We start from the raw sequence: 24,884 nt of genomic DNA, 5'->3' as shown, positions 1-24,884 counted from the left end.
TCAGTTCTTTGTTGTTGTTATATTATGATTTTTATCATGTTTGAATTATTGTATTCGTAATTTAAGGTTGTTTTTTAATTAATTTTTAAGTATTATGTAATTGCAAATCTTTTTACTTTTTTTAACATTTCAATTTAATCCCTGTGTATTAGTGGTTTAATAGACTAAGATATTGCCACGGCAGATAGCTTTTGTCATAAAGTTAAATTTGGTTTAAAAAAAGCTTTTATATTGTTATTGAAATGAAACATTCAGCAATAATTTAACGAGTAGGTAACTTGCAGAACGTTATGGTTTAGTCCAAAGTTTATATTTTACCATTTCTTTCAGAATAAAAAGAAACTATAACTAAGGCTATTCTTTATTTTTATTCCTCATATAAAACCAGCTATTTTCTTTTACAGTAATTTCAACTAAAAACTGGTGTAACTTTAGGATTGCTGTTATACCCAAAAAAGAAACCCGCAACTAAAATTTTTAGCTGCGGGTTTATAATGTAGGATTAATCTATGCTACAAAATGATGTAAAATCATTTTGAGATGATTAATTTTCGAATAAATCTACCGATTGTTTTGCGATTTCTAGCTCTTCATTAGTTGGAATCACTAAAATTTTGGCTTTTGATGTTGGCAAGTTAATCTCACGAATCTCACCAGATCGTTTCGCATTTTCTTCTTTGTTTAATTCTAATCCGAAGAAATCCATATCTTCACATACCATTTCTCGAACCAAATCAGAGTTTTCACCAATTCCAGCTGTGAAAACGATAGCGTCTAATCCGTTTAACACCGCAGCATAGCTACCAATGTATTTTTTAATGCGGTAGGTGTTCATGGCTAAAGCAAGCTGACAATCTTTATTGCCCTTTTCAGCTTCAGCTTGAATATCTCTTAAATCGCTATAACCGGTTAAACCAAGCATACCACTTTTCTTTTGTAAAAGCGTGTTGATCTCATCTAAAGAATAATTCAGCTTTTTAGCTAAATAGAAGATGATGGATTGATCGATATCACCAGAACGCGTTCCCATAATTAAACCGTTAACAGGGGAGAAGCCTAATGAGTGATCGATACATTTACCGTCTTTTACAGCCGACATACTACAACCATTACCTAAGTGAATGGTAATTACGTTTGATGCTTTATCGCCTAAATATTCGGTAGCTTTTTCTGAAACATATTTATGGCTGGTACCATGGAATCCGTATAAACGAATGCTATGTTCGTCTGAATAGGCTTTAGGAATCGCATATAAATACGCTTTCTCAGGAATAGATTGATGGAAAGCCGTATCGAAAACCGCCACTTGTTTTGCGTTAGGGAAAATAGCTTCAGCGACTTCAATACCCTCTAAATTTGCAGGGTTGTGAAGCGGTGCTAATGAAATTAAAGCTTTTATTTTTTCTTTAACTTCAGCGGTAATTTCAGTGGTATCACTAAAATATTTTCCACCGTGTACCACACGATGTCCTACTACGGCAATATCGTCTGTTGATTTAATAATACCAGTTTCGGCATCTAATAATTGTTTTGCTACTAACTCTAATCCTACTTTGTGATTAGGAATAGCAGTGATTAGATCAACAGAATCTTTGTCGGTTTTATATTTAAAAATGGCATCATCTAAACCAATACGTTCAATAATTCCTGAACATAAAATGGTTTCTTCTGGCATTGAAATTAATTGATACTTTAGGGATGAACTCCCAGAATTTAAAACTAATACTTGCATTGTTATATATCTTGAGCTTGAATAGCTGTTATTATTACTGTACTGTAAATATCGTCGGCAGTACAACCTCTACTTAAATCGTTAACCGGTTTGTTTAAACCCTGTAACATTGGGCCAATGGCTAAGGCGCCAGTTTCTCTTTGTACGGCTTTATAGGTATTGTTTCCTGTATTTAAATCAGGGAAAACCAACACACTAGCTTGTCCGGCAACTTCAGAATCTGGTAATTTACTTTTACCAATACGCATATCAACAGCAGCATCATATTGAATAGGACCTTCAATTTTCATGTGAGGTGCTTTTTCTTTAGCAAGTTCTGTTGCTTTTCTTACTTTATCTACCTCTTCACCTTTTCCTGATGAACCTGAAGAGTAAGACAATAAAGCCACTTTAGGTTCTACACCAAAGTCTTGAGCGGTTTGTGCAGAAGACACGGCGATTTCAGCCAGTTGTTCTGCATTCGGGTTCGGGTTAATGGCACAGTCACCAAAAATAGATACACGATCTTCTAAGCACATAAAGAATACTGAAGATACAATATTCACACCTGGTTTAGTTTTAATAAACTGAAGCGCAGGTCTTAATGTGTGTTGTGTAGTATGAACGGCACCAGAAACCATACCATCGGCATGTCCTTTGTAAATCATCATAGTTGCGTAATACGAAACATCACACATGGTATCTTTAGCCATTTGAAGGTTTACGTTTTTATGCTTTCTTAATTCATAAAAAGTGTTGACGTAATCTTCAAAATGTTCAGATTCTTGAGGGATAATCACATTAACATCCTCTAAATTTAAAGGGATATCTTGTCTTGTAATTATCTCTTGAATTTTATCTTTTTCACCAATTAAAGTTAAGTCTACCACATGAGCATCAATTAATCGAGCAGCAGCTCTTAATACACGCTCGTCGTAACCTTCTGGTAAAACAATATGTTTTTTGTTTTTTAAGGCACGTTGAAGCAAGTTGTATTGAAACATTCTTGGTGTGAAAATTCCAGATTTAAAGGTGATTAAATCATTAGCCAATTTATCAGTATCAACATGTTTTTCGAAAGAAGCAATGGCTGTTTCAATCTTTTCAATATTATCGGCGTATATTTTTGTTTTAATCTTTCCAATTTTATTGGTCGTAGTAAAAGTGCCTTCTTTAGCACTAATAATAGGAATTACACTAGAAAGGCCTTCTACTAATTTTAAAATGGTGTCTTCTGGAATTAAACCACCAGTAAGCACAATACCAGCAACTTTAGGGTAATTCTTAGAAACATGCGCTTGCATACCACCTAAAAGAATGTCGGCTCTATCACCAGAGGTAATAATTAAGCAGTTGTCTTTTATGTGTTTTAAAAAGTTGCGTAACTGCATGGTTCCTAAAATAGCGCTATCAACTTGGTTGTTTAGCGAGTCTTTTCCAAGAAGTACTTCCCCATCCACTTGGTTAATAATTTCTTTGATGGTTGGATTTGCTAAACTTGGTATATTAGGAATAACCGAAACATCGGTGCCTTCTGGAATACGTTCTTTTAGTTGTTTTTTTAACTCGGTAACCGAGCTAGGTGTTACCTTATTTGCCATAATGGAGATCACCTCGACTTCTTGTTTAAAAGTGTCGTAAGCCAATTGTACATTGTCGGCTATTTCAGAAATGACAGGCTTATCACCACGAGATACTAGAATGACAGGTAAGCTTAAGTTTTTAGCAATAAGCGTATTGATGTCTAATTCTAAACTTGAATTTTCATGAGAAAAATCGGTGCCTTCAACCAATATAAAATCAAAGCGCTCTTCTAAGTATTTATATTTTCTTATAACTTCATCTATAACATCTCCCGATTTTCCTTTGTTGTATAAATCGAGGACTTCACTTCGCTTAAAGGCGAATGTTTTTTTGTAATTGATGTCGATTTCGAAATAAGACATCACCGTGTTTATATGGTTGTCTACTTCGCCTTCTTCAGTATCTTCAATAATAGGTCTGAAGTATCCTACTTTCGCTGTTTTACCTAGTAGCATACGCATTAAACCAAGAACAACAACAGATTTTCCGCTATTAGGCTCAATGGTTGCTACATAAATTCCTTTACTCATTTTTTTTTGTTTACTAGTTTAACAAGTTAATTTATGTCACTTATAATTAAATGAATGAATTGAAATTGCTAAAGGATTATTTCCTGAAGCAAAATTAGTAGGTAGTTGTTTATATAAAGATGATATTTATCATAATCGCTAATGAAGGTAACTATTTTGAGGTTAAATTCCTAAATAGTGTTTCTAAACTGGCATTTTTTTGATTAAGCTGAAGAATTTTTAATTCATTATCATGAGCAAAATCAAAAACATGAGATCGCATGTCTTCTGTGGTTTTAAAGGTGATTTCGTAAACAAAATCGTAAGTGTTTTTTACACTTTCTACTTTAGGTATCTTCAGTAGAAAGGCATTTTCAACACGATAATCGAATTCGACAATAACCACTTGTTCGGCATCATTTCTAAGGTCCTTTAGCTTTTTATCCGCTACAATTTCACCTTTATTAATAATGATAACACGGTCACACATGGCTTCTACTTCCTGCATAATGTGCGTAGAAAGAAAAACGGTTTTAGTTTCTCCAATAGATTTAATGAGATTTCTAATATCAATCAGTTGGTTGGGATCTAAACCTGTGGTAGGCTCATCTAAAATTAAAACGTCAGGATCATGCAAGAGGGCATTGGCCAAACCAACACGCTGGCGATAACCTTTAGATAATTGTCCGATTTTTTTATGAGCTTCTGGGCTAAGTCCTGTAAGCTCAATAACCTCCTCAATGCGTTGTTTGCTTACTTTATAAACTTGCGCATTAAAAGTAAGATACTCTTTAACGTATTGCTCGAGGTATAAAGGGTTATGTTCGGGGAGGTAACCCACACTTTGCTGCACCGCTTTGGGGTTTTGATTAACATTAAAACCATTTACAATGGCTTGTCCGTCGTTGGCACCAATATATGTGGTTAAAATTTTCATCAAAGTAGATTTTCCAGCACCGTTAGGGCCTAAGAAACCTACGATTTCGGGCTTGCCAACACGAAATGAAATGTTGTTAAGGGCTTTCTGATTTCCGTAAAGTTTTGAAACACCGAGGACTTCAATGGACATAATTAAATTTATTTATTCAAAAATAAATGAATATATAATGTAATGGAAGTTTTACTGTAAAATCTTTAAAACTTTTAATAATTGCGTAAAAAATATTTTTTTGCGTTTTGATTTCTCGAAATAATAATTACTTTAGCGTCGTAATTATGACAACAACAGTATATTATACATATTTTAACAACTATTTCTTTTTTAGCAAAAGAAACGAGGCGTTGTATGTATAATTTATAAACATAAATTATTGATATGAGTCTCGATGAAAATCGAGACTTTTTTTTGTTTAAGTATTACAAAAAAAATGAGTGTTGTGTTGCTAGATATTAATAAAAATTTGAACATTGATTAAAACAGTTGCCATACAAGGTGTAAAAGGATCTTTTCATCATATTGTTACCCAACAATTTTTTGAAAATCCAGTAAATTCTATCGAATGTATGACTTTCGATAGCGTTGTAGATTCATTGCTAACCAAAGAAAGTGATGCCGCAGTCATGGCTTTAGAGAACTCGATTGCTGGTTCTATAATTCCAAATTATGCTTTAATCGATAAAAATGCTTTACACATTGTTGGGGAGCACTACTTAGATATTCAGCATAATTTGATGGCTTTAAAAGGGCAGCGTATAGATGATATTAAAGAAGTGTACTCGCACCCTATGGCCTTGTTACAATGTAAAAAGTTTTTCAGACAATATCCACATATTAAGTTGGTTGAAGATAAGGATACAGCCGAAGTGGCACAACGTATTCAAGAAAAGCAACTTAAGGGTATTGGCGCGATTGCTAGTGTTGCAGCAGCAGAAATTTTTGATTTAGATATCCTAGCAGAGAGTATTCAAACGATTAAAAATAACGAAACACGTTTTGTTATTGTAACTCGAAAGAATTCGGCTGTGCCAGAACATGAAATAAATAAAGCTTCAGTGAAATTTGAAGCCAACCACAAACGCGGGAGTCTCGCAACGATTTTAAATGTAATGAGCGATTGTAGGTTGAATTTAACTAAAATTCAATCCCTTCCAATCATTGAAACGCCTTGGAAATACGCGTTTTTCGTAGATGTTACATTTGAGAGTTACGAAGATTTTAAGAAAGCCAAAGCCATTATTGATATTATGGGCGATGCTTTTAAAGTGTTAGGAGAATATAAAAATGCGAAGTTATGATTGAAGTAGCAAATCGGTTACAAACGGTTGAAGAATACTATTTTTCAAAAAAATTAAGGGAAGTTGCAGCCCTAGCGGCTAGTGGAAAACCGATTATCAGTTTAGGAATTGGGAGTCCAGATTTGGCACCTCCAGCAAAAGTTTTAGAAGCGATTTCCGAAAGTTTTACACACCCTAATGCGCATAAATATCAGAGTTATCAAGGCTTGCCAGAATTACGTGAAGCGATGGCGACTTTTTATAAAACCCAGTTTGCTGTCGAGTTAAATCCGACATCTGAAATTTTACCTTTAATGGGAAGTAAAGAGGGGATTATGCATATTTCTATGGCTTTTTTAAATGAAGGTGATGAGGTTTTAATTCCGAACCCAGGGTATCCAACTTACCAATCGGTTACAAAACTGCTAGGCGCCAAAGGGGTGTTTTATAATCTGGATGCGGAAAATAATTGGATGCCAGATTTTGAGGCTTTAGAAAAATCAGACTTGAGTAAAGTGAAGCTTATGTGGGTGAATTATCCGCACATGCCAACAGGAGCAAAACCAACAGAAACCGTGTTTGAAGAATTGGTTGCCTTTGGAAAACGTCACAATATTTTAATTATAAATGATAATCCTTATAGTTTCATATTAAACGATGCTCCAAAAAGTTTGTTAGCTGTTGAAGGCGCAAAAGATGTATGCTTAGAGCTTAACTCCTTAAGTAAAACCTTTAACATGTCTGGATGGCGTGTAGGTATGGTTATGGGATCGGCTGAGCATATCAATCACATATTAAAAGTGAAGAGTAATATGGATTCTGGGATGTTTTTCGGAATTCAAAAAGGAGCTATCGAGGCTTTAAATTGTGCTGATACCTGGTATTCTGAATTGAATAAAGTTTACCAAGAACGCCGAAAATTAGTTTGGGAATTAGCCGATGCATTAGATTGTACTTATGATAAAAATGCTTCAGGATTATTTATTTGGGCGAAGTTACCAGAAGGTGTGAAGTCGGAAGCGTTTATCGATAAAATTTTAATAGAAAAAAATATTTTTATAACACCGGGAACCGTTTTCGGAACTCAAGGTGAAGGATATATTAGGTTTTCATTATGCGCTACAAGCGAAGCCATTAAAGAAACCATAGCAAGAGTAAAATAATTATGAAAAACATATATGCCATAGGCGTTGGTTTAATAGGAGGAAGTTTGGCTATCGATATTAAAAAGAATAATCCAGATGCGATTATTCACGGTATCAGTAGAAAAGATGGCACTTTAGAAAAAGCATTAGAGCTTAATATTATTGATAAAAAAGCGACTTTAGATGACTTAGAAAATGCCGATTTGGTTATTATCTCAATTCCAGTTGATGCCACCGTTAAGCTGTTGCCAACCGTTTTGGATAAAATATCTGATGACACATTGGTTGTTGATGCCGGATCTACAAAAGTTGATATTTGTAAAGCTGTTGAAGATCATCCAAGACGTAGGAACTTTTTAGCGATGCACCCTATTGCTGGTACAGAGCACTCTGGTCCGACGGCTGCTTTAGAAGGTTTGTTCGTGGGTAAAACTAACATTGTTTGTGAAGTTGAAAAAACAACATTTAAGCTTCAAGAAAAAGCTTTGAAACTGTTTGCCGATATAGGGATGCGTATTCGTTATATGAATCCTGAAGCCCATGATAAACACATTGCTTATGTGTCGCATTTATCGCATATCAGTTCGTTTATGTTAGGGAAAACGGTGATAGAAAAAGAAAAAAACGAACGCGATATTTTTGATATGGCTGGCAGTGGTTTTGCATCTACCGTACGTTTGGCAAAAAGTTCGCCAGAAATGTGGACCCCTATTTTCAAACAAAATAAAACCAATGTTATTGAAACATTAGAAGAATATATTAATAATCTCACGCAATTTAAAGATCTCATGAAAAAAGATGATTTTGATGCGATTTTTAGTGAGATGGAAAACACCAATTATATTAAAGAGATATTAAAAGGAATAAGTTAAGCTTAAAATTATGGAAAACAACAAAGAAATGAGAGCATGGTTAGATGATTTAAATTTAGATCATCCATTGGTAATTGCTGGACCATGTAGTGCAGAAACTGAAGAGCAAGTATTAAAAATTGCACACGAGTTAAAAGACACCGATGTCACCTATTTTAGAGCAGGCATCTGGAAACCGAGAACACGTCCAGGAATGTTTGAAGGCGTTGGAGCTTTAGGCTTAAAATGGTTACAAAAGGTTAAGGAAGAAACAGGTATGAAAATTTGTACGGAGGTTGCCAATGCAGCACACGTAAAATTAGCTTTAGAGCACGACGTTGATATGTTGTGGATTGGTGCGCGTTCTACAGTTAGCCCATTCATCATGCAAGAAATTGCCGACGCTTTAAAAGGTACAGACAAGCCTGTATTAATTAAAAATCCAGTAAATCCAGATTTAGCTTTATGGTTAGGTGGTATTGAGCGTATTTATTCTGCCGGTGTTAAAAATATTGGAGCTATCCATAGAGGGTTCTCAACTTACGAGAAAACAAAATATAGAAATAATCCAGAGTGGCAATTGGCTATCGAATTTCAAAATAAATTCCCAGATATTCCATTAATTAACGACCCGTCGCATATTACTGGAAAAAGAGATATGATTTTTGATGTGTCTCAATCGGCTTTAGATTTAAATTTCGACGGATTAATGATAGAAACGCATTACGATCCTGAAAATGCATGGAGTGATGCAGCACAGCAAGTAACGCCATCTACTTTAGTTCAAATCATGAGAGATTTAAAAATTAGAAAAGAATCAAACGCTGAAGAAGATTACAATAATTCTTTAGAGAATTTAAGAGCACAAATCGATGTGGTGGATAACCAAATCATCGAATTGTTAGGAAAACGTATGAAGGCTGCTGACGGTATCGGACAGTTAAAAAAGGACAAAAACGTTGCGGTACTTCAGTCTAAGCGTTGGAATGAAATTTTAGGAAAAATGGTTCTTGAAGGACAGCAATATGGTTTAAGTGAAGAGTTTATTTTAAAAATGTTTAAAGCGATTCACCAGGAATCTATTAATCATCAAGAAAAAATTCTTAACGGATAAACTTTTAAGAGTTTTCTATTAAAAAAAAGCCTTCCATTCAGGAAGGCTTTTTTTTATGATTGTTTATTTTTTATCTTTTAAGCTTTCAGTTAAATCAATTATGGCTAAATTAGTCATGATGTTCACCTATTAATCCCTCAATTATGAAAAGAACAATACTTACCGCTCTATTTTTACTACTCATTATATTACATCTGTCAGCCCAAGAAGGTGAAGAAAAAAGGAATCAAGTAAACCTTGTTTTTGGCTATACCCACATACCTAGTGCATATGAAGAAGGTGAAAAAGAAAAGGCTGTTTTTGTGCCAACTATTGGTGTGGACTATTTTCGAGAATTAAATGAAAAATGGGTTGTAGGAGCTGTTTTAGATTTAGAGCTCGCCAATTATTTGGTGAAATTCAACAGGGAAGACCTAGAGCGTAATCGCGCACTTTTAATAGGCGTGCTTGCAGGTTACGAGCTTTCTGAGCATTGGGGAGTAATGGCTGGTCCCGCTATAGAATTTGAAGAAAACAAGAACTTATTTGTGATGCGATTAGCTACAGAGTATAAAATCGATTTGGGTGAATCTTGGTTATTATTACCAGCATTGAACTTTGATTTTAAAGAAGAGTATGTGACCTGGGGGCTCAGTGTTGGGCTAGGGAAGCGTTTCTAATCTGTTTATTACTTTCTTTTTTATTACAAGAGTAAGGGGCATACAATCCCAGATGTTCTGTAATAATTTCAAAACACCTGATTATTAAGGTGTTTTTTTGTTTTTACGCTTTATGGAAATAATCTAATTAATAAACGTAAATGTGTTTAAAATTTAATTGATATGGTTCAGATTCAAATAATAGTTTTTTATATTTCGCACTTGTAATGGTTTAAAATTAATTGTTATAGTGAGGATTTAGCTTAATTTTTTTAAAATATTTAAAAATATGTTAATATTTTTTTACCGCTAAATAAAATCACTTTAAAAGACTTTAATTTGCCGAACTGAAATTCAGGTTACATAGCATAGGTATCGCTAATATATTTTACTGTTGTAGAGCATAGTGCGTTGCTTATAAATTTAAAAGTTAATACACCCAACTTGGCTTAGGAAGTCATTTTATTTAAACTGAAAATCTATGGATAAAGCGGTAGAAAATACATTAAAACTCGCCGAAAAGCTACAGGGCAATCAAAGTGGAGTGAAAAAAAATCCTTTTGCAGATCGCCTCAAAACAATTATTGACGAGCCCGAGAGTAAGCATTTTTTAATTCAAATGATGGATGTTGCCTTTCGTTCTAAAAATTACAAAAAGGTTGCCGATCATGTTATTTACCTTTTAAATACCAAAAAGAATTACGAGTCGTTGTTTACACCGGTAGAAAACGCCATGCTAAAATCTTTTACCGTAGCCGGCAAACTGTTGCCTTCGCTTAGTGTGTCGGTGATGCTTAAAAAAATTCAAGCAACCTCTAGTGATGTGGTGTTTTTCATCAATAGTTCTAAGTTTAAAAAGCACGCTCAGAAAAGAAAAGAACAAAATATCACCTTAAATGTTAACCTTATTGGAGAAGCTTTAATTGGAGAGGATGATGCTCAAAAAAGAATTTTAGGGTATTTGGCTTTGCTTAATAGAAAGGATGTTAATTACATTTCTATTAAGGTTTCTACTATTTTTTCTCAAATCTCATCACTGGCTCATGAAGATACTGTTGAAAAACTATCAATTAGATTAGCCATGTTTTATGATGAAATCTTACGCATAGAAAAAGAAACGGGTGTACAAAAATTTGTAAATCTTGATATGGAAGAGTACAAGGATTTACAAATCACTTTTGATGTTTTTATCAAAACGTTGTCTTTACCAGCATATAAGAATATTAGAGCAGGAATCGTACTTCAAGCATATATTCCTGAAATGATTCACTATTACCGTAAGCTTTTTACTTGGGCTCAAAAACGTGTGAATAATGGAGGGTCTTCTATAAAAGTAAGATTAGTAAAAGGTGCTAATATGGAAATGGAAATGACCGAATCTTCTATTGAAGATTGGCCATTAGCAACATATAGCACAAAGCCTGAAACCGATGCTAACTATAAAAAGATTCTGTCTGAAATGTTAACAACCGATTCTGCTCGTGTTGTAAATGTAGGGGTGGCGTCTCATAATATTTTCGACATCTCTTACGCCTTAAATTTGGTGAAAGAAAATCAGCTTGAAGATTGTGTGGATTTTGAAATGCTAGAAGGTATGGCGAATCAAACGGTAGACAATCTGTTAGCAGAAAAAGTACACTTGTTATTGTACACACCAACAGTAAAGGAAAATCAATATAATGCTGCGATAGCTTATTTAGTAAGACGTCTGGATGAAGGAACCCAGCCTGGAAACTTTTTAAAAGAAGGTTATGATTTACAAGTGGGCTCGGAGAAATGGCATGAATTAAAAGATGAATTTTTGCATTCGTTGTCTTTAATGCAAAATTTAAATACCACACCTAGTAGAAAGCAGGATAGAAATAACGATGTACCTCAAATTATGGAAGGTTTCCATAATGTGCCTAATACCGATTGGAATTTACCACAAAATATCGAGTGGGCTCAAAAAGTTAAAACCGACTGGGAAACTCCAGAAAATATCATTGGAAAAACCATTCCAGTTGTTGGTGTTTTAGATGATAATGAGCGCTATACTGTAAAAGTAAGTAACTGGTCTGGTACACCACCTTGGGATTATGAAATGTCTGTTAAGGAAGATTACCAAAAAGCTATTGATACCACTACTGAATGGCAAAATTATAGCGTTGAAAAAAGAGCAGAACTTTTAAAGAAAGCAGCTGTAGAAATAGAAAAAAAGAGAGCCGATTTAATTGGTGTGGCTGTAGCCGAACTTGGTAAAACCGTTAAAGAGGTTGATGTTGAGGTTTCTGAAGCTATAGATTTTGCTAATTTCTATGCTGAAAGTAGCTTGGACATTGCTAAAGAATTTACCAGTGAAGATGTTGGAATTAACTTAGTATTGTCTCCATGGAATTTCCCAATTGCGATTCCTATTGGTGGCGCTTTAGCATCGTTAGCGGCTGGTAAGAAAGTGATATTAAAACCATCAACGAATGCTTCAGCTTGTGCGTATTTAACTTGTAAGTGTTTATGGGCTGCTGGTATTCCTAAAGATGCGTTATACTTTTTACCTTGTGAAGAGTCTATTCTTGATGACTTTTTAACAACTGGAAATGTTTTTGATGCCGTTATTTTAACAGGTGGTACAGAAACAGCGCACTTTCTTTTAGAGAGAAATCCGCAGTTAAATTTATATGCTGAAACAGGAGGTAAAAATAGTACCATTGTTACAAGCTTAGCCGATAAAGAACAAGCCGCTATCAATATTGTACAATCTGCTTTTGGTAATGCAGGTCAAAAGTGTTCGGCAACTTCATTGTTAATTTTAACAGAAGATGTGTTTAACGATAAGGAATTTAAAGCGCTTTTAAAGGATGCTACTAAAAGTAAAACTTTTGGAAATCCTTGGGATTATGCCACGGAAATCGGACCGTTAGCCGTTCAATTATCTGAGAAATTAAAGCATGTTATTAGAAATACTCCGGACGATCAATGGTTAGTCAAACCTAAATTAAACGGAAATCACATGTTAACACCTGGTGTGATTTGGAACGTAACAACCGATGATTACCCATTTCAAAATGAGTTGTTTGGACCTATACTTTCTGTGTTAAAGGCTAAAGACTTAAAAGAAGCTGTAGAAATTGCTAATAGTGTGGACTATGGCTTAACAGCAGGTTTAGAGTCTTTAGATCATAATGAAATCGAGTATTGGAACGAGCATATTGAAGCTGGAAACAAATATGTAAACCGATCTACAACAGGGGCTATCGTACAAAGGCAACCTTTTGGAGGTATTAAGGCATCTTGTTTTGGTTTCGGAATGAAGGCTGGGGGTATCAATTATGTGCTTCAGTTTACAAACATCCATTCTAAGGTAACCGATTGGAAAGCCGATTATAAAAAATGGTATGATGAACTGTTTAGTAAAAAAATCGATTATGTAAATCTTCGTGGGCAATCTAATATTTGTAGTTACACGAAATATAAAGAGATTTTACTACTTTATGATGTACACACGCCTCAAAAACATATTGATAAAATTGAGTTTATTGCTGAGTTTTTAGATATTCCATTAATTAAAGATACCTGTGGAAACGCTTTAAAACATCATCCAAAAGATTTTACTTGTGTTAGAGCTTTAGGCGTTTTATCCGATCACTTTTTAATTAGATGTCATCAAAACGCGATTCCTGTTTATCAAAATGAACCTAGAAATAGTGGGCGTATTGAGTTGTTAAATTATTTAATAGAACAGAGTTATTCACATAACTACCACCGTTACGGAAACTTAATGGGCGTAGCTTATAACCCTGAAGAGCGACCAAAGTTTTATTAAAAGCACAGGTGTGATTATCCCCTTGAGGGGATTATAGGGGTGTTTAAAATTGTAAAAGAACACCCCCAACCCCCTCGAGGGGGCAAGGACTCATGTTTCCAGTTCAACAAAAAGGTAAAATAAGTTAAAAGTTTGGCGGGACGTACAATTTGTCAAAGGTCAATAGTCAACCGTCAACAGTCCAAGGTCAACAGTTAAAGGTCAATCATCAAAGAATATTGTTATTTCTTTTGCTTAAAAGTTGTTAATTTGCAGTAATAGAGTTAATAAATGACAGGACAAGTATATAAATCTACAGGAAGCTGGTACACAGTTAAAAACGAATTGGGGCATGTTTACGAATGTCGTATCAAAGGTAAATTCCGTTTAAAAGGCATTAAAAGCACCAATCCCATTGCTGTTGGTGATATTGTAGATTTTGAAATTGAAACCGATAATAATCAGGAGTCGGGTGTTATTTATAATATCCATGATAGAAGTAATTATATTGTTCGGAAGTCGGTAAACCTATCTAAGCAAACTCATATCATAGCAGCGAATTTAGATCAGGTTTTCTTAATGATTACCATTAATAATCCTCCTACACTAAGTAGTTTTATCGACCGGTTTTTAGTTACTGCAGAAGCCTATTCGATTAAAACCGTTTTACTTTTCAATAAAATTGATGTTTACGATCAAGAGACTTTAGACGAAGTTCGTTACCTAGCACATATCTACAGAAAAATAGGTTATGAATGCGTTGGTGTTTCGGCAGTAACAGGTAAAAATGTTGATAAGGTCAAGGCGCTCATGAAAGATAAAGTGAGCATGTTTTCCGGACATTCAGGAGTGGGGAAATCTACTCTTGTGAATGCCATAGAGCCTGAATTGAATATCAAAACCAAAGCGATTTCAACCCAACATATGCAAGGGCAGCACACCACAACCTTTGCTGAAATGTTTGACCTAGATTTCGGAGCTAAAATTATAGATACCCCAGGTATTAAAGGTTTTGGTGTTGTAGATATGGATAAAGAAGAAGTTGGCGATTATTTTCCTGAAATTTTTAAACTCAAACAGGATTGTAAGTTTAATAACTGTCTGCATGTTCAAGAACCGCAATGTGCCGTGAAGCAAGCTTTAGAGGATGGCGATATTGAATATTCACGATACCGTAGTTATTTGCAAATTATTGAAGGTGAAGACGAGCATTATAGAACCGATATTTGGGATAAGGTATGAAAATAGTAATTCAACGGGTTGCTGAAGCCAGTGTTACCATTGATAACGAAAAAGTAGCGGAAATAAATCAAGGCGTATTAGTTTTATTGGGTATCGTGAACGACGATACTTTAGACGATATTAAATGGTTGTCGAATAAAATTGTGAACCTGCGTATTTTCGAAGATGATCAAGGCGTTATGAACACTTCTCTAAAGGATGTTGGAGGAGATGTTATAGTGGTGAGTCAGTTTACATTGCATGCGGCTACCAAAAAAGGAAATCGCCCCAGCTACATTAAAGCAGCAAAGCCGGACGTTGCAATTCCCCTGTATGAAGCTTTTGTAAAACAACTGAATTCCGATTTAGGAAAAACCGTTCAAACCGGTAAGTTTGGAGCCGATATGAAAGTGGCTCTTGTTAACGATGGTCCTGTTACTATTATCATCGATTCAAAAAACAAAGAATAATGGCTTCCATATTTGGACATGGTATGGTAGGGTATACCTTATCCAAAATTATAGATCAAAAGGATTTGAAGTGGTTATTGCTGTGTGCAATTTTTTCAGCCATACTACCCGATTTAGATGTTTTGGCTTTTCATTTTGGAATTCCTTATGAACACGCTTTAGGCCATCGCGGATGTTCGCATTCCATCTTGTTTGCCTTATTTTGGGCATTTATTTTAATGCTCACTTTAGGTAGAAAAAACAAACTTATTTGGTTTTTGGTTATTTTTCTCGCCACGCTTTCTCATGGATTGTTAGATGCGATGACTACTGGAGGCAAAGGCGTTGGTTTCTTTATTCCTTTTGATAATTCACGTTATTTTTTTTCATTTCGACCTATAAAAGTGTCGCCTATTGGTGTTAAGCGATTTTTTACCAATTGGGGTTTAAAAGTGCTTTTCAGCGAATTTATGTATGTATTTGTACCTTGTTTTCTTATATTGGCCGTGCGAAAATTATCCAATACCTCTCTCTTAAAAAAATAGTATAATTTTCAGGTAATGTACAGCAGTAAACCAACCATTTACTGTTAAGCCAACATATTAACTAACACCCAAGAATGAATTTAAAATTTTGTGTGAATATTTGTATTCTATTCACAACGTTATTGGTTTTCGGGCAAGAGAGCCTATATACTTCGATAACCATCCCTGCCGAACTGAAAGAAAATGCGAATGCCGTAATTCGATTAGACCAAGTTAATGTCGATTTAAAATCGGTAAACGACATGCATATTAAAGGCAGGAAAATTATCACTGTTTTGAACAAGCGTGGTGATCAACATGTGCGAACTTTTGCTGCTTATGATAGTAGCACAAAAATTAAGAATCTTGAAGTTTTGGTTTTTGATGCATTGGGAGATCAAATCGATAAAATAAAAGAAGGAGACTTTAACGATGTTAGTGCAGTTGGAGGTGGTACACTTTACTCAGATTCTCGTGTGAAGTATTTCGAATATACGCCGGTAAATTACCCTTATACCATTGAGTTTAACTACGAATACGTTAATGAAAGTACTGCATTCATCAGATCCTTTATGCCTGTTTCCGATTATTTGGTAAGTGTAGAAAAAAGTAATTACAACATAAACTACTCATCAGAAATGACATTGAGACTTAAGGAAAGAAATTTTCAAGATTTCAATATCGTAAAACAAGAACATGAAGGAGGGCTTCAATATGAAGCAAACCACATCAAAGCTTTTAAATCGGAAACTTATGGGCCAGAATTCTTTGAAATAGCGCCACAGGTTTTATTTGCCTTGTCAGAATTTAATTTAGAAGGGGTTTTTACAAAAGTTAATAGTTGGAAGGATTTTGGTAATTGGATGTATCACGACTTAATTGCAGATACGCATGATTTATCTGAGAGTCAAAAGGCCGAGATCGTTAAACTGGTTCAAGACGAACCAAACAAGCTGGCCAAAGCAAAAAAAATATACGAATATGTTCAAAACAAAACCCGATATATCAGTGTTCAAGTAGGTATTGGAGGGTGGAAACCTTTTAATGCATCAGAAGTTGATGCTTTGGGTTATGGCGACTGTAAAGGTCTAACAAATTACACTATGGCGCTTCTAGATGCCGCAGGGATTCCTTCCTATTATACTGTGGTTTACGCTGGAGCTACTAAAAGAAATCTAGAAAATGATTTTGCGGCAATGCAGGGTAATCATGCTATTCTTAATATCCCTAATGAAGAAGGCGATATTTGGCTAGAATGTACCAGCCAAAAATTACCTTTTGGTTTTATTGGCGATTTTACAGACGACAGAGATGTATTGGTAGTGACTCCCGAAGGTGGAGTCATTAAACACACAAAAAAGTACAATACAGAAGAAAACTCACAATACATTAAAGGGAGTTATAAAGTGTTAGACGCTGGAGCTATTGAAGCACAAGCCCAAATAGTTTCTAAGGGCATTCAATATGATGATAAATATAACTTAGAAACAGAAACCAATCGCGAATTGGATAAAGCTTATAAGCATCGCTGGAGCTATATCAACAAATTGGCTATTGAGAATATGCATATCGAAAACAATAAAACGGATGTGGCTTTTACAGAAGATATCCGCTTCAAAGCCGGAGGTTATGCCAAAAAAGTAGGTGAACGGATTCTATTAACCTTAAATGTGTTTAACAGGTACACCGCAATACCTGACAGATATAGAAGTAGAAAATGGCCTGTAAAAATTAGTAGAGGTTTTAAAGATGTTGATGAGGTTGAAATTATGCTACCGAGTGGCTATCAGGTTGAATCTAAACCGAAAGACTTGACGATTGAAAACAAATTTGGAAGTTATAAGATGTCACTTGAATCTATACATGAAAACAAGATCATTTATAAGCGTGAGCTAGTAGTAAACGATGGAGTTTATCCTAAAGAAGACTATAGCGATTTCAGAAATTTTTGTAAAGAAGTATCAAAACTAGATAACTCTAAAATTGCCTTAATTAAAACCAACCTATAATGAGAATTATTCTAACCATCGTATTAACTTTCTTTATTTCAGTATCCTTGTTTTCTCAAGATTACCGTTTTGGTAAAGTCTCAAAAGAAGAACTTGAAGAAACCGTTAACCCTATAGATTCATCTGCAGTAGCAGCCTATTTATATAAAAATAGAAAAACACATTTTCAATATTTTCAGGCAGATGGATTTAAAGTAATAACCGAAGTGCATGAACGTATTAAAATTTATAGCCAAGAAGGTTTTAACTATGCCACAAAACAAATAGGTCTTTATCAAAGTGGTGGCGTAAAAGAAGAAATTAGCAGTTTAAAAGCTTATACCTATTATTTGGAAAATGGTAAAGTAGAGGAGGTTAAGCTTGATAAGGATAATATATTTGAAACAGAATTGTCTAGCTATTGGGTGCAACAAAAGTTTACCATGCCAAATATAAAAATTGGCTGTGTCATTGAATTTCGATATCGTATCGATTCACCGTTTATTTCAAATATTGATGAGTTCGTTTTTCAAGCTGATATTCCTATTAAAAAACTAGAAGCAGAGTTTGAAGCTCCAGAATACTTTGTGTATAAAAGCAATTTTAAAGGGTACTTCCCAGTTCGACCTATTACCGAAAAACGACGTGGTAATATTATTTACTATCAGAAATCAAGAGGTGAAGGGCGTAATCCAGGAGGAACGACCTTTCAATCTGAAAAAGTAGATTTTGAAAAGAATGTGACTATTTTTGATCTATCCAATATACCTGCCTTAAAAGAAGAACCTTTTGTGAATAACATAAATAACTACCGATCGGCAGTTAAATATGAGTTGTCCTATGTTAAATATCCTAATCGACCAATTAATTATTACTCTACGAGCTGGGAAGATGTGGTGAAAAATATTTATGAAAGTTCAAGTTTCGGTGGTGAATTAGGTAAATCTGGCTATTATGAACAAGATATTGATGCTTTAATTGGTTCGGTTTCCGACCCTTTAAAAAGAGCTTATCTCATTTTTGACTTTGTAAAGTCTAGAATGAAGTGGAATGAATATTATGGGTATTACACAGATAAAGGAGTTAAAAAAGCTTATAAAGAACAAATTGGTAATGTAGCCGAAATAAACTTAATGCTAACTTCGATGCTGCGTCATGCAGGGCTTAGGGCCTATCCTGTATTAGTGAGTACCAGAAGTCATGGGGTGCCACTTTTTCCAACAAGAGAAGGTTATAATTACTTAGTTAGTTGTGTTAGATTCCCAGAAGGAGATATGTTGTTAGATGCTACAAATAAATATGCCGTGCCAAATGTATTGCCAATAAAAGCATTAAACTGGCAAGGACGTATGATTTCCGAGCACGGCGGATCTACCTTAATCAATTTGTATCCTAAAGAAAAATCTAAAAACAATATTTTTATGATGGCCCAGCTCCATGAAGACGGTAATTTAGAAGGGGGATATAGAAGTATGAAAACCAATCATAGAGCACTTAGTTTTAGAGAAGGCTATATTGGAACTAATTTAGATGATTATTTGGAGAAACTTGAGAACAAGTATAATGGAATGGAAATTTCCGATTATCAAGTAAAAAACGATTTAGACTTAGCTAAGCCGGTTACCGAGTCTTATAAATTTGTGAAAGAAAGTCAGGCAGATATTATTGGCGATAAAATCTATTTTTCTCCAATGTTCTTTTTAAGAAATACCGAAAACCCTTTTAAGCTGGAAAAACGAGACTATCCTGTCGATTTTGTTTATCCGTCTGTAACCAATTATAAAATTTTTATAGCTATTCCAGAGGGTTATGCGGTTGAAAGTGTTCCTGAGCCAGGTGCCTTTGTAATGCCAGATAACTTAGGGGTGTTTAAATATAATATCTCCTCAAAAGGGAATAAGTTGCAATTAGCAGTAGAGTCTCATATCAGTGAATCTGTTATAACGCCAGCCTATTATCAAGCATTAAAAGCGTATTTTAGCCAGCTCGTTGAGAAACAAGGCGAGCAAATTGTTTTAAGTAAAATATAATGGATATTAAAAACGCACAACTAGCAGTAGACGAATGGATTAATGAACACGGCGTTCGTTATTTTAATGAGTTAACCAATATGGCTCAGCTTACCGAAGAAGTTGGTGAAGTGGCCCGTATCATTGCAAGACGTTACGGCGAGCAGAGTGAAAAAGAAAGCGATAAAGATAAAGATTTAGGTGAAGAATTAGCCGATGTACTTTTCGTAGTATTATGTTTGGCTAATCAAACGGGAGTCGATTTACAAAAAGCTTTCGATGCCAGAATGTATAAGAAGGGAAAACGAGATCATGATAGGCATCATAATAACGAAAAATTAAAGTAAATTTGCCACTTCTTTAAACAAGAACAACTAAGTATGCACTTTACACTTCAACATTCTAAAATAGCAAAACAATCTTCTATCCAGATTACAGGTTCTAAAAGTGAATCGAACCGATTGTTATTGCTTCAAGCTTTATATCCAGAGTTTCAACTGGAAAATGTATCAAATTCAGACGATAGTAACTTAATGACTAATGCACTAAGTTCTTCGGAAGAAATAGTAGATATCCATCACGCCGGAACAGCCATGCGTTTTTTAACGGCTTATTTTTCAATTCAAGAAGGTCGTGAAACTATATTAACGGGCTCAAAACGTATGAAAGAGCGTCCGATTAAAATACTAGTTGAAGCCCTTCAAAGTTTAGGAGCAGAAATTAGCTATGTTGAAAACGAGGGCTTTCCGCCAATAAAAATTACGGGAAAGAAACTCCTTAAAAATAAAGTATCCTTAAACGCTAATGTAAGCAGTCAGTATATTTCTGCGCTATTATTAATTGCGTCTAAGTTAGAAAATGGAATTGAGTTAACCTTAGAAGGTGAAATAACTTCGGTGCCATATATTAAAATGACTTTAGCATTATTAGATGAAATAGGAGTTGCGTCATCCTTTGAAGGCAACGTCATTTCAGTACAGCCAAACACAAAAGCTTTAACACCAAAAACCTTAACGGTGGAGTCCGATTGGTCTTCTGCATCATACTATTTCAGTATTGTAGCATTAAGCGACATTGGAACAGAAGTGACGATTTCATCATATAAAGAAAATTCACTACAAGGTGATTCGGCATTAATCGATATTTATAAAAGCTTCGGTGTTTCGGCAACATTTAACGGTAACGCTTTAACCATAAAAAAAGAAGGTCAAGACGATGGACGTTTGCACTTAGATTTGCGAAACGCACCAGATATTGCCCAAACCATTGCCGTATCTTGTTTTGCTTTAGGCATGCCATGTTATTTAACAGGATTACATACACTTAAAATTAAGGAAACTGATAGGTTGGTAGCTTTAAAAACTGAAATCGAAAAGTTAGGAGGCGAAGTTAGAATTACTGAAGACTCTTTACATTTAAAGGGATCTTCGGAAGCAAAAAGTTTGATCTCTATTGCCACGTACAACGACCATAGAATGGCGATGGCCTTTGCACCTTTAGCTTTAAAAGTGCCTATTATTATTGAAGACGCCATGGTGGTTTCAAAGTCATACCCTACGTTTTGGGACGATTTAGCTACACTCGGATTCGAAATAACTAAATAATAATCATTCAATTACTTGACAACGCCTATCTGCAGATTGTATATTTGCAACTTTCTTATATTAAATAACACAGAACACCTATGAAATTATCAAACTTCGGTTTCAATTTACCTGATGAATTATTAGCAGAATTCCCTGCTGAAAATAGAGATGAGTCTCGCTTAATGGTCTTAAATAGAAAAGAGCAAACCATTGAGCATAGAATGTTTAAGGATTTAATTGAATATTTTAACGAGGATGATGTATTAATATTAAATAATACAAAGGTTTTTCCAGCGAGGTTATATGGTAACAAAGAGAAAACAGGCGCTAGAATCGAAGTTTTCTTATTAAGAGAATTAAATGAAGAGCAACGCCTTTGGGACGTTTTGGTAGACCCGGCACGTAAAATTAGAATTGGAAACAAACTATATTTCGGTGACGACGATACGTTAGTAGCAGAGGTTATCGATAATACAACTTCTAGAGGACGTACCCTACGTTTCCTTTACGATGGATCTTATAGAGAATTCCGTTTAAAACTTAATGAACTTGGTGAAACTCCACTTCCTAAATACATTAAAAGAGAAGTACAACCAGAAGATGAGGAGCGTTACCAAACCATTTTCGCTAAAAACGAAGGTGCTGTAGCGGCTCCAACTGCAGGGCTTCACTTTTCAAAACACTTATTAAAGCGTCTAGAAATTAAAGGTGTTAATTTTGCAGAAGTTACGTTACACGTTGGTTTAGGAACCTTTAATCCAGTTGAGGTTGAAGATTTATCGAAACACAAAATGGACAGCGAAGAGCTTAAAATTGACGAGAAAGCTGTTAGTATCGTAAACAAAGGTATCGATGAAAAACGTCGTGTATGTGCCGTTGGTACTACTGCGATGCGTGCTATCGAAAGTGCTGTTTCTTCAAACGGTAGATTAAACGAGATTGAAGGATGGACTAATAAATTTATTTTCCCGCCTTACGATTTTAGTATTGCCAACAGTATGATTACAAACTTTCATACACCAAAATCGACATTATTAATGATGGTGTCTGCATTTGCTGGTCACGATTTCATGAAACGTGCTTACGATGAAGCTGTAAAAGAAGGATATAAATTCTACAGTTACGGTGATGCGATGTTAATCATCTAATAACAAAATATGTAAAACATAAAGCCTCTTTTTAAAGGGGCTTTTTTTGTGCCTATTAATTTCTGTTTTAATGATTTGGGCATTACCCAAGGGTCGGGCTTTATTCACTGTTTTCTATATTAAATTAAAGAGCTCCAGCAAGGCCTCAATCCCTGCCCGCCGGGAGGTAGGCCTAATGCGACACACAACTTTAATTTAAATGCATTTGAACATTTCAGCACAACAGTTTCCCTCCTAAGAAGGAGGCATTAAGGGAGGTGTTCAATACTTTCCATCTATATACAATCAAGTAGGTTTTAATTTTCACTATTTTTGCAGCACTATGGCAACAGGAAAAAAAGACATACGCGCACTAACTAAGGAGCAACTTCGAGAATTCTTCGTAAAAGAAGGCGATAAAGCTTTTCGTGGCAATCAAGTTTACGAGTGGCTTTGGCAAAAATCGGCACATACTTTTGATGATATGACTAATATCTCAAAGGAAACACGGCAAATGCTTGAGGATAATTTCGTTATTAATCATATCGAAGTAGATACCATGCAACGTAGTAATGATGGTACGGTTAAAAATGCCGTTCGCCTTCATGATGGCTTAATTGTTGAGTCCGTTTTAATTCCTACCGCAACCCGAACAACTGCTTGTGTTTCCAGTCAGGTGGGCTGTAGTTTAGATTGTAAATTCTGTGCCACCGCGCGTTTAAAACGCATGCGAAATCTTAACCCTGATGAAATTTACGATCAGGTTGTAGCGATTGATAACGAAAGCCGATTATATCATAACCGACCGCTAAGTAACATCGTTTTTATGGGTATGGGGGAGCCGCTCATGAATTATAATAACGTGATTAAGGCCATCGATAAAATAACTTCGGAAGAAGGTTTAGGCATGTCGCCAAAACGTATTACGGTTTCTACCTCAGGCGTGCCAAAAATGATTAAAAAAATGGCCGATGATGAAGTGAAGTTTAATTTAGCCGTATCCCTGCATTCTGCCATTGATGAGGTTAGAACCACCATCATGCCATTTAATGAAACCTTTCCGCTTAATGATTTGCGCGAAGCTTTAGAATATTGGTACCTAAAAACAAAACGTAAAATAAGTTACGAATACGTTGTTTGGAGGGGGATTAATGACACCCAAAAAGATATTGATGCTTTCGTAAAGTTTTGTAAATATGTGCCTTGTAAAGTAAATATTATAGAGTACAACCCTATTGATGATGGCGAATTTCAGCAAGCTAGTAATGAAGCTCTAGAAAATTATATTTCCACCTTAGAAAAAAATAGAATTGTGGTGAATGTTCGCCGCAGTCGTGGTAAGGATATCGACGCTGCATGCGGACAATTAGCTAATAAATCTTAAAATATTATTTTCAATCCTTATATTTGAATATTCATAATCGCATCGTTTGAAAATAGTAGAGCAAATTAAACAGCCCATAGCCTTTGAAATGGATCTTTTTGAACAAAAGTTCCTGTTATCAATGTCTAGTAAAGTGGCTTTACTTAACCGAATAACCACCTATATTGTAAATAGAAAAGGGAAGCAAATGCGTCCCATGTTCGTGTTTTTAGTGGCTAAAATGGTCTCTAACGATGAGGTTAACGAGCGTACCTACCGTGGAGCTTCGGTTATAGAGCTTATACACACCGCAACTTTGGTTCATGATGATGTGGTAGACGATAGTAACCGTCGTCGCGGATTCTTCTCTGTAAATGCCCTTTGGAAAAATAAGATTGCCGTTTTAATTGGCGACTTTTTACTGTCAAAAGGTTTGTTGTTGTCTATTGATAACAATGACTTCGATTTACTTAAAATCATTTCTATTGCTGTTCGTGAGATGAGCGAAGGTGAACTGCTTCAAATTGAAAAGGCTAGAAAACTAGATATTACCGAAGACATTTATTACGAAATTATTCGTCAGAAAACCGCAACTTTAATTGCTGCTTGCTGTAGTTTGGGAGCTGCTTCGGTAAAACCAGAATCTACCCATGTAGAAACCATGCGTAAATTTGGAGAGCTCATAGGTATGGCCTTTCAAATTAAAGATGATTTGTTTGATTATGGTGATACTAAAATTGGAAAACCGACTGGTATCGATATTAAGGAGCAAAAAATGACGCTACCTTTGATTTATGTTCTTAATCAAGCTTCCAAAGAGGATAAAAAATGGTTGATCAACTCCATTAAAAATCATAATAAAGACACAAAACGTGTTAAAGAAGTGATTGCTTTTGTGAAAAATAACGGTGGTTTAGATTACGCCGTTGAAAAAATGAAACAATTTCAATCTGAAGCGCTTCAGATTTTAAATACCTACCCAAGCTCAAAATATAAAGACTCCCTAGAGCTTATGGTCAATTATGTGATTGATAGGAAGAAGTAACATTAAATTATCGTTTTACTAAAAG

The 24,884-nt window shown here is 35.0% G+C and carries 19 protein-coding genes; 16 read left to right on the top strand and 3 right to left on the bottom strand.

The annotated features are described in order from the left end of the window. Positions 1–544: 544 nt before the first annotated feature. The 3 genes from A6I66_RS00330 to gldA all read right to left on the bottom strand — a co-directional run bounded on the left by A6I66_RS00330 (position 545) and on the right by gldA (position 4,873). Positions 545–1,732: an acetate/propionate family kinase gene (locus tag A6I66_RS00330; RefSeq protein WP_067144717.1), complete on the bottom strand. Its 1,188-nt coding sequence runs from the start codon at positions 1,730–1,732 to the stop codon at positions 545–547. A 2-nt stretch (positions 1,733–1,734) separates the two neighbouring features. Next, positions 1,735–3,825 carry a phosphate acetyltransferase gene (gene pta, locus A6I66_RS00325; RefSeq protein WP_067144715.1) on the bottom strand — a complete coding sequence of 697 codons (2,091 nt, stop codon included), beginning with the start codon at positions 3,823–3,825 and terminating at the stop codon, positions 1,735–1,737. A 151-nt stretch (positions 3,826–3,976) separates the two neighbouring features. After that, complete coding sequence (gldA, locus tag A6I66_RS00320) at positions 3,977–4,873, bottom strand: gliding motility-associated ABC transporter ATP-binding subunit GldA (RefSeq protein WP_067144713.1); 897 nt, start codon at positions 4,871–4,873, stop codon at positions 3,977–3,979. Between the two features lie 338 nt (positions 4,874–5,211). Between gldA and A6I66_RS00315 the strand changes: the two genes are divergently transcribed. The 16 genes from A6I66_RS00315 to A6I66_RS00240 all read left to right on the top strand — a co-directional run bounded on the left by A6I66_RS00315 (position 5,212) and on the right by A6I66_RS00240 (position 24,859). After that, positions 5,212–6,039 (top strand): prephenate dehydratase, encoded by an 828-nt coding sequence (locus tag A6I66_RS00315; RefSeq protein WP_067144711.1) that lies wholly within the window; start codon positions 5,212–5,214, stop codon positions 6,037–6,039. Further along, positions 6,036–7,181 carry a pyridoxal phosphate-dependent aminotransferase gene (locus A6I66_RS00310; protein WP_067144709.1) on the top strand — a complete coding sequence of 382 codons (1,146 nt, stop codon included), beginning with the start codon at positions 6,036–6,038 and terminating at the stop codon, positions 7,179–7,181. The genes A6I66_RS00315 and A6I66_RS00310 overlap by 4 nt, the downstream gene beginning before the upstream one ends. Positions 7,182–7,183: 2 nt before the next feature. Then, the gene (locus tag A6I66_RS00305) at positions 7,184–8,035 is read left to right on the top strand and encodes a prephenate dehydrogenase (RefSeq protein WP_067144707.1); all 852 of its coding nucleotides are present in this window, start codon (positions 7,184–7,186) and stop codon (positions 8,033–8,035) included. Positions 8,036–8,045: 10 nt separating this feature from the next. Next, positions 8,046–9,128 carry a bifunctional 3-deoxy-7-phosphoheptulonate synthase/chorismate mutase type II gene (locus A6I66_RS00300; RefSeq protein ID WP_067144705.1) on the top strand — a complete coding sequence of 361 codons (1,083 nt, stop codon included), beginning with the start codon at positions 8,046–8,048 and terminating at the stop codon, positions 9,126–9,128. A 143-nt stretch (positions 9,129–9,271) separates the two neighbouring features. Then, positions 9,272–9,787: a hypothetical protein gene (locus A6I66_RS00295; RefSeq protein ID WP_067144703.1), complete on the top strand. Its 516-nt coding sequence runs from the start codon at positions 9,272–9,274 to the stop codon at positions 9,785–9,787. A 460-nt stretch (positions 9,788–10,247) separates the two neighbouring features. Then, positions 10,248–13,568 carry a proline dehydrogenase family protein gene (locus tag A6I66_RS00290; RefSeq protein WP_067144701.1) on the top strand — a complete coding sequence of 1,107 codons (3,321 nt, stop codon included), beginning with the start codon at positions 10,248–10,250 and terminating at the stop codon, positions 13,566–13,568. 270 nt (positions 13,569–13,838) lie between these two features. Next, positions 13,839–14,789, top strand: a complete 951-nt coding sequence (rsgA, locus tag A6I66_RS00285) for a ribosome small subunit-dependent GTPase A (RefSeq protein ID WP_067144698.1) — start codon at positions 13,839–13,841, stop codon at positions 14,787–14,789. Beyond that, the gene (dtd, locus tag A6I66_RS00280) at positions 14,786–15,238 is read left to right on the top strand and encodes a D-aminoacyl-tRNA deacylase (RefSeq protein ID WP_067144697.1); all 453 of its coding nucleotides are present in this window, start codon (positions 14,786–14,788) and stop codon (positions 15,236–15,238) included. Before rsgA ends, dtd begins: the two co-directional genes overlap by 4 nt. Then, on the top strand, positions 15,238–15,762 hold the full coding sequence (locus A6I66_RS00275; protein ID WP_067144695.1) for a metal-dependent hydrolase: 525 nt from the start codon (positions 15,238–15,240) through the stop codon (positions 15,760–15,762). Before dtd ends, A6I66_RS00275 begins: the two co-directional genes overlap by 1 nt. 74 nt (positions 15,763–15,836) lie before the next feature. Next, positions 15,837–17,750 carry a DUF3857 domain-containing protein gene (locus tag A6I66_RS00270; protein ID WP_067144693.1) on the top strand — a complete coding sequence of 638 codons (1,914 nt, stop codon included), beginning with the start codon at positions 15,837–15,839 and terminating at the stop codon, positions 17,748–17,750. Beyond that, positions 17,750–19,759 (top strand): DUF3857 domain-containing protein, encoded by a 2,010-nt coding sequence (locus A6I66_RS00265; RefSeq protein ID WP_067144691.1) that lies wholly within the window; start codon positions 17,750–17,752, stop codon positions 19,757–19,759. Before A6I66_RS00270 ends, A6I66_RS00265 begins: the two co-directional genes overlap by 1 nt. Further along, positions 19,759–20,085: a nucleotide pyrophosphohydrolase gene (locus tag A6I66_RS00260; RefSeq protein WP_067144689.1), complete on the top strand. Its 327-nt coding sequence runs from the start codon at positions 19,759–19,761 to the stop codon at positions 20,083–20,085. Before A6I66_RS00265 ends, A6I66_RS00260 begins: the two co-directional genes overlap by 1 nt. Positions 20,086–20,118: 33 nt before the next feature. After that, positions 20,119–21,342 (top strand): 3-phosphoshikimate 1-carboxyvinyltransferase, encoded by a 1,224-nt coding sequence (locus A6I66_RS00255; RefSeq protein ID WP_067144687.1) that lies wholly within the window; start codon positions 20,119–20,121, stop codon positions 21,340–21,342. Positions 21,343–21,422: 80 nt separating this feature from the next. Then, entirely contained in the window at positions 21,423–22,472 is a 1,050-nt protein-coding gene (gene queA / locus A6I66_RS00250; protein WP_067144680.1) for a tRNA preQ1(34) S-adenosylmethionine ribosyltransferase-isomerase QueA, read from the top strand. A gap of 322 nt (positions 22,473–22,794) precedes the next feature. Further along, complete coding sequence (gene rlmN, locus A6I66_RS00245; RefSeq protein ID WP_067144678.1) at positions 22,795–23,835, top strand: 23S rRNA (adenine(2503)-C(2))-methyltransferase RlmN; 1,041 nt, start codon at positions 22,795–22,797, stop codon at positions 23,833–23,835. Positions 23,836–23,881: 46 nt separating this feature from the next. Beyond that, positions 23,882–24,859 carry a polyprenyl synthetase family protein gene (locus A6I66_RS00240; RefSeq protein ID WP_067144676.1) on the top strand — a complete coding sequence of 326 codons (978 nt, stop codon included), beginning with the start codon at positions 23,882–23,884 and terminating at the stop codon, positions 24,857–24,859. Positions 24,860–24,884: the final 25 nt, after the last annotated feature.

This window comes from Pseudotamlana agarivorans (genome assembly GCF_001642835.1).
Taxonomy (GTDB): domain Bacteria; phylum Bacteroidota; class Bacteroidia; order Flavobacteriales; family Flavobacteriaceae; genus Pseudotamlana; species Pseudotamlana agarivorans.
This window is presented reverse-complemented; position numbering and strand designations above follow the sequence as displayed.

Bases quoted from the DNA above. Each gene is read 5' to 3' on its own strand.
- A6I66_RS00255 (WP_067144687.1), top strand. From the start codon at position 20,119: ATGCACTTTACACTTCAACATTCTAAAATAGCAAAACAATCTTCTATC.
- A6I66_RS00300 (WP_067144705.1), top strand. From the start codon at position 8,046: ATGGAAAACAACAAAGAAATGAGAGCATGGTTAGATGATTTAAATTTA.
- A6I66_RS00260 (WP_067144689.1), top strand. From the start codon at position 19,759: ATGGATATTAAAAACGCACAACTAGCAGTAGACGAATGGATTAATGAA.
- A6I66_RS00275 (WP_067144695.1), top strand. From the start codon at position 15,238: ATGGCTTCCATATTTGGACATGGTATGGTAGGGTATACCTTATCCAAA.
- A6I66_RS00305 (WP_067144707.1), top strand. From the start codon at position 7,184: ATGAAAAACATATATGCCATAGGCGTTGGTTTAATAGGAGGAAGTTTG.
- A6I66_RS00270 (WP_067144693.1), top strand. From the start codon at position 15,837: ATGAATTTAAAATTTTGTGTGAATATTTGTATTCTATTCACAACGTTA.
- rlmN (WP_067144678.1), top strand. From the start codon at position 22,795: ATGGCAACAGGAAAAAAAGACATACGCGCACTAACTAAGGAGCAACTT.
- pta (WP_067144715.1), bottom strand. From the start codon at position 3,825: ATGAGTAAAGGAATTTATGTAGCAACCATTGAGCCTAATAGCGGAAAA.
- A6I66_RS00295 (WP_067144703.1), top strand. From the start codon at position 9,272: ATGAAAAGAACAATACTTACCGCTCTATTTTTACTACTCATTATATTA.
- queA (WP_067144680.1), top strand. From the start codon at position 21,423: ATGAAATTATCAAACTTCGGTTTCAATTTACCTGATGAATTATTAGCA.
- dtd (WP_067144697.1), top strand. From the start codon at position 14,786: ATGAAAATAGTAATTCAACGGGTTGCTGAAGCCAGTGTTACCATTGAT.
- A6I66_RS00265 (WP_067144691.1), top strand. From the start codon at position 17,750: ATGAGAATTATTCTAACCATCGTATTAACTTTCTTTATTTCAGTATCC.
- gldA (WP_067144713.1), bottom strand. From the start codon at position 4,873: ATGTCCATTGAAGTCCTCGGTGTTTCAAAACTTTACGGAAATCAGAAA.
- A6I66_RS00290 (WP_067144701.1), top strand. From the start codon at position 10,248: ATGGATAAAGCGGTAGAAAATACATTAAAACTCGCCGAAAAGCTACAG.
- A6I66_RS00330 (WP_067144717.1), bottom strand. From the start codon at position 1,732: ATGCAAGTATTAGTTTTAAATTCTGGGAGTTCATCCCTAAAGTATCAA.
- A6I66_RS00310 (WP_067144709.1), top strand. From the start codon at position 6,036: ATGATTGAAGTAGCAAATCGGTTACAAACGGTTGAAGAATACTATTTT.
- rsgA (WP_067144698.1), top strand. From the start codon at position 13,839: ATGACAGGACAAGTATATAAATCTACAGGAAGCTGGTACACAGTTAAA.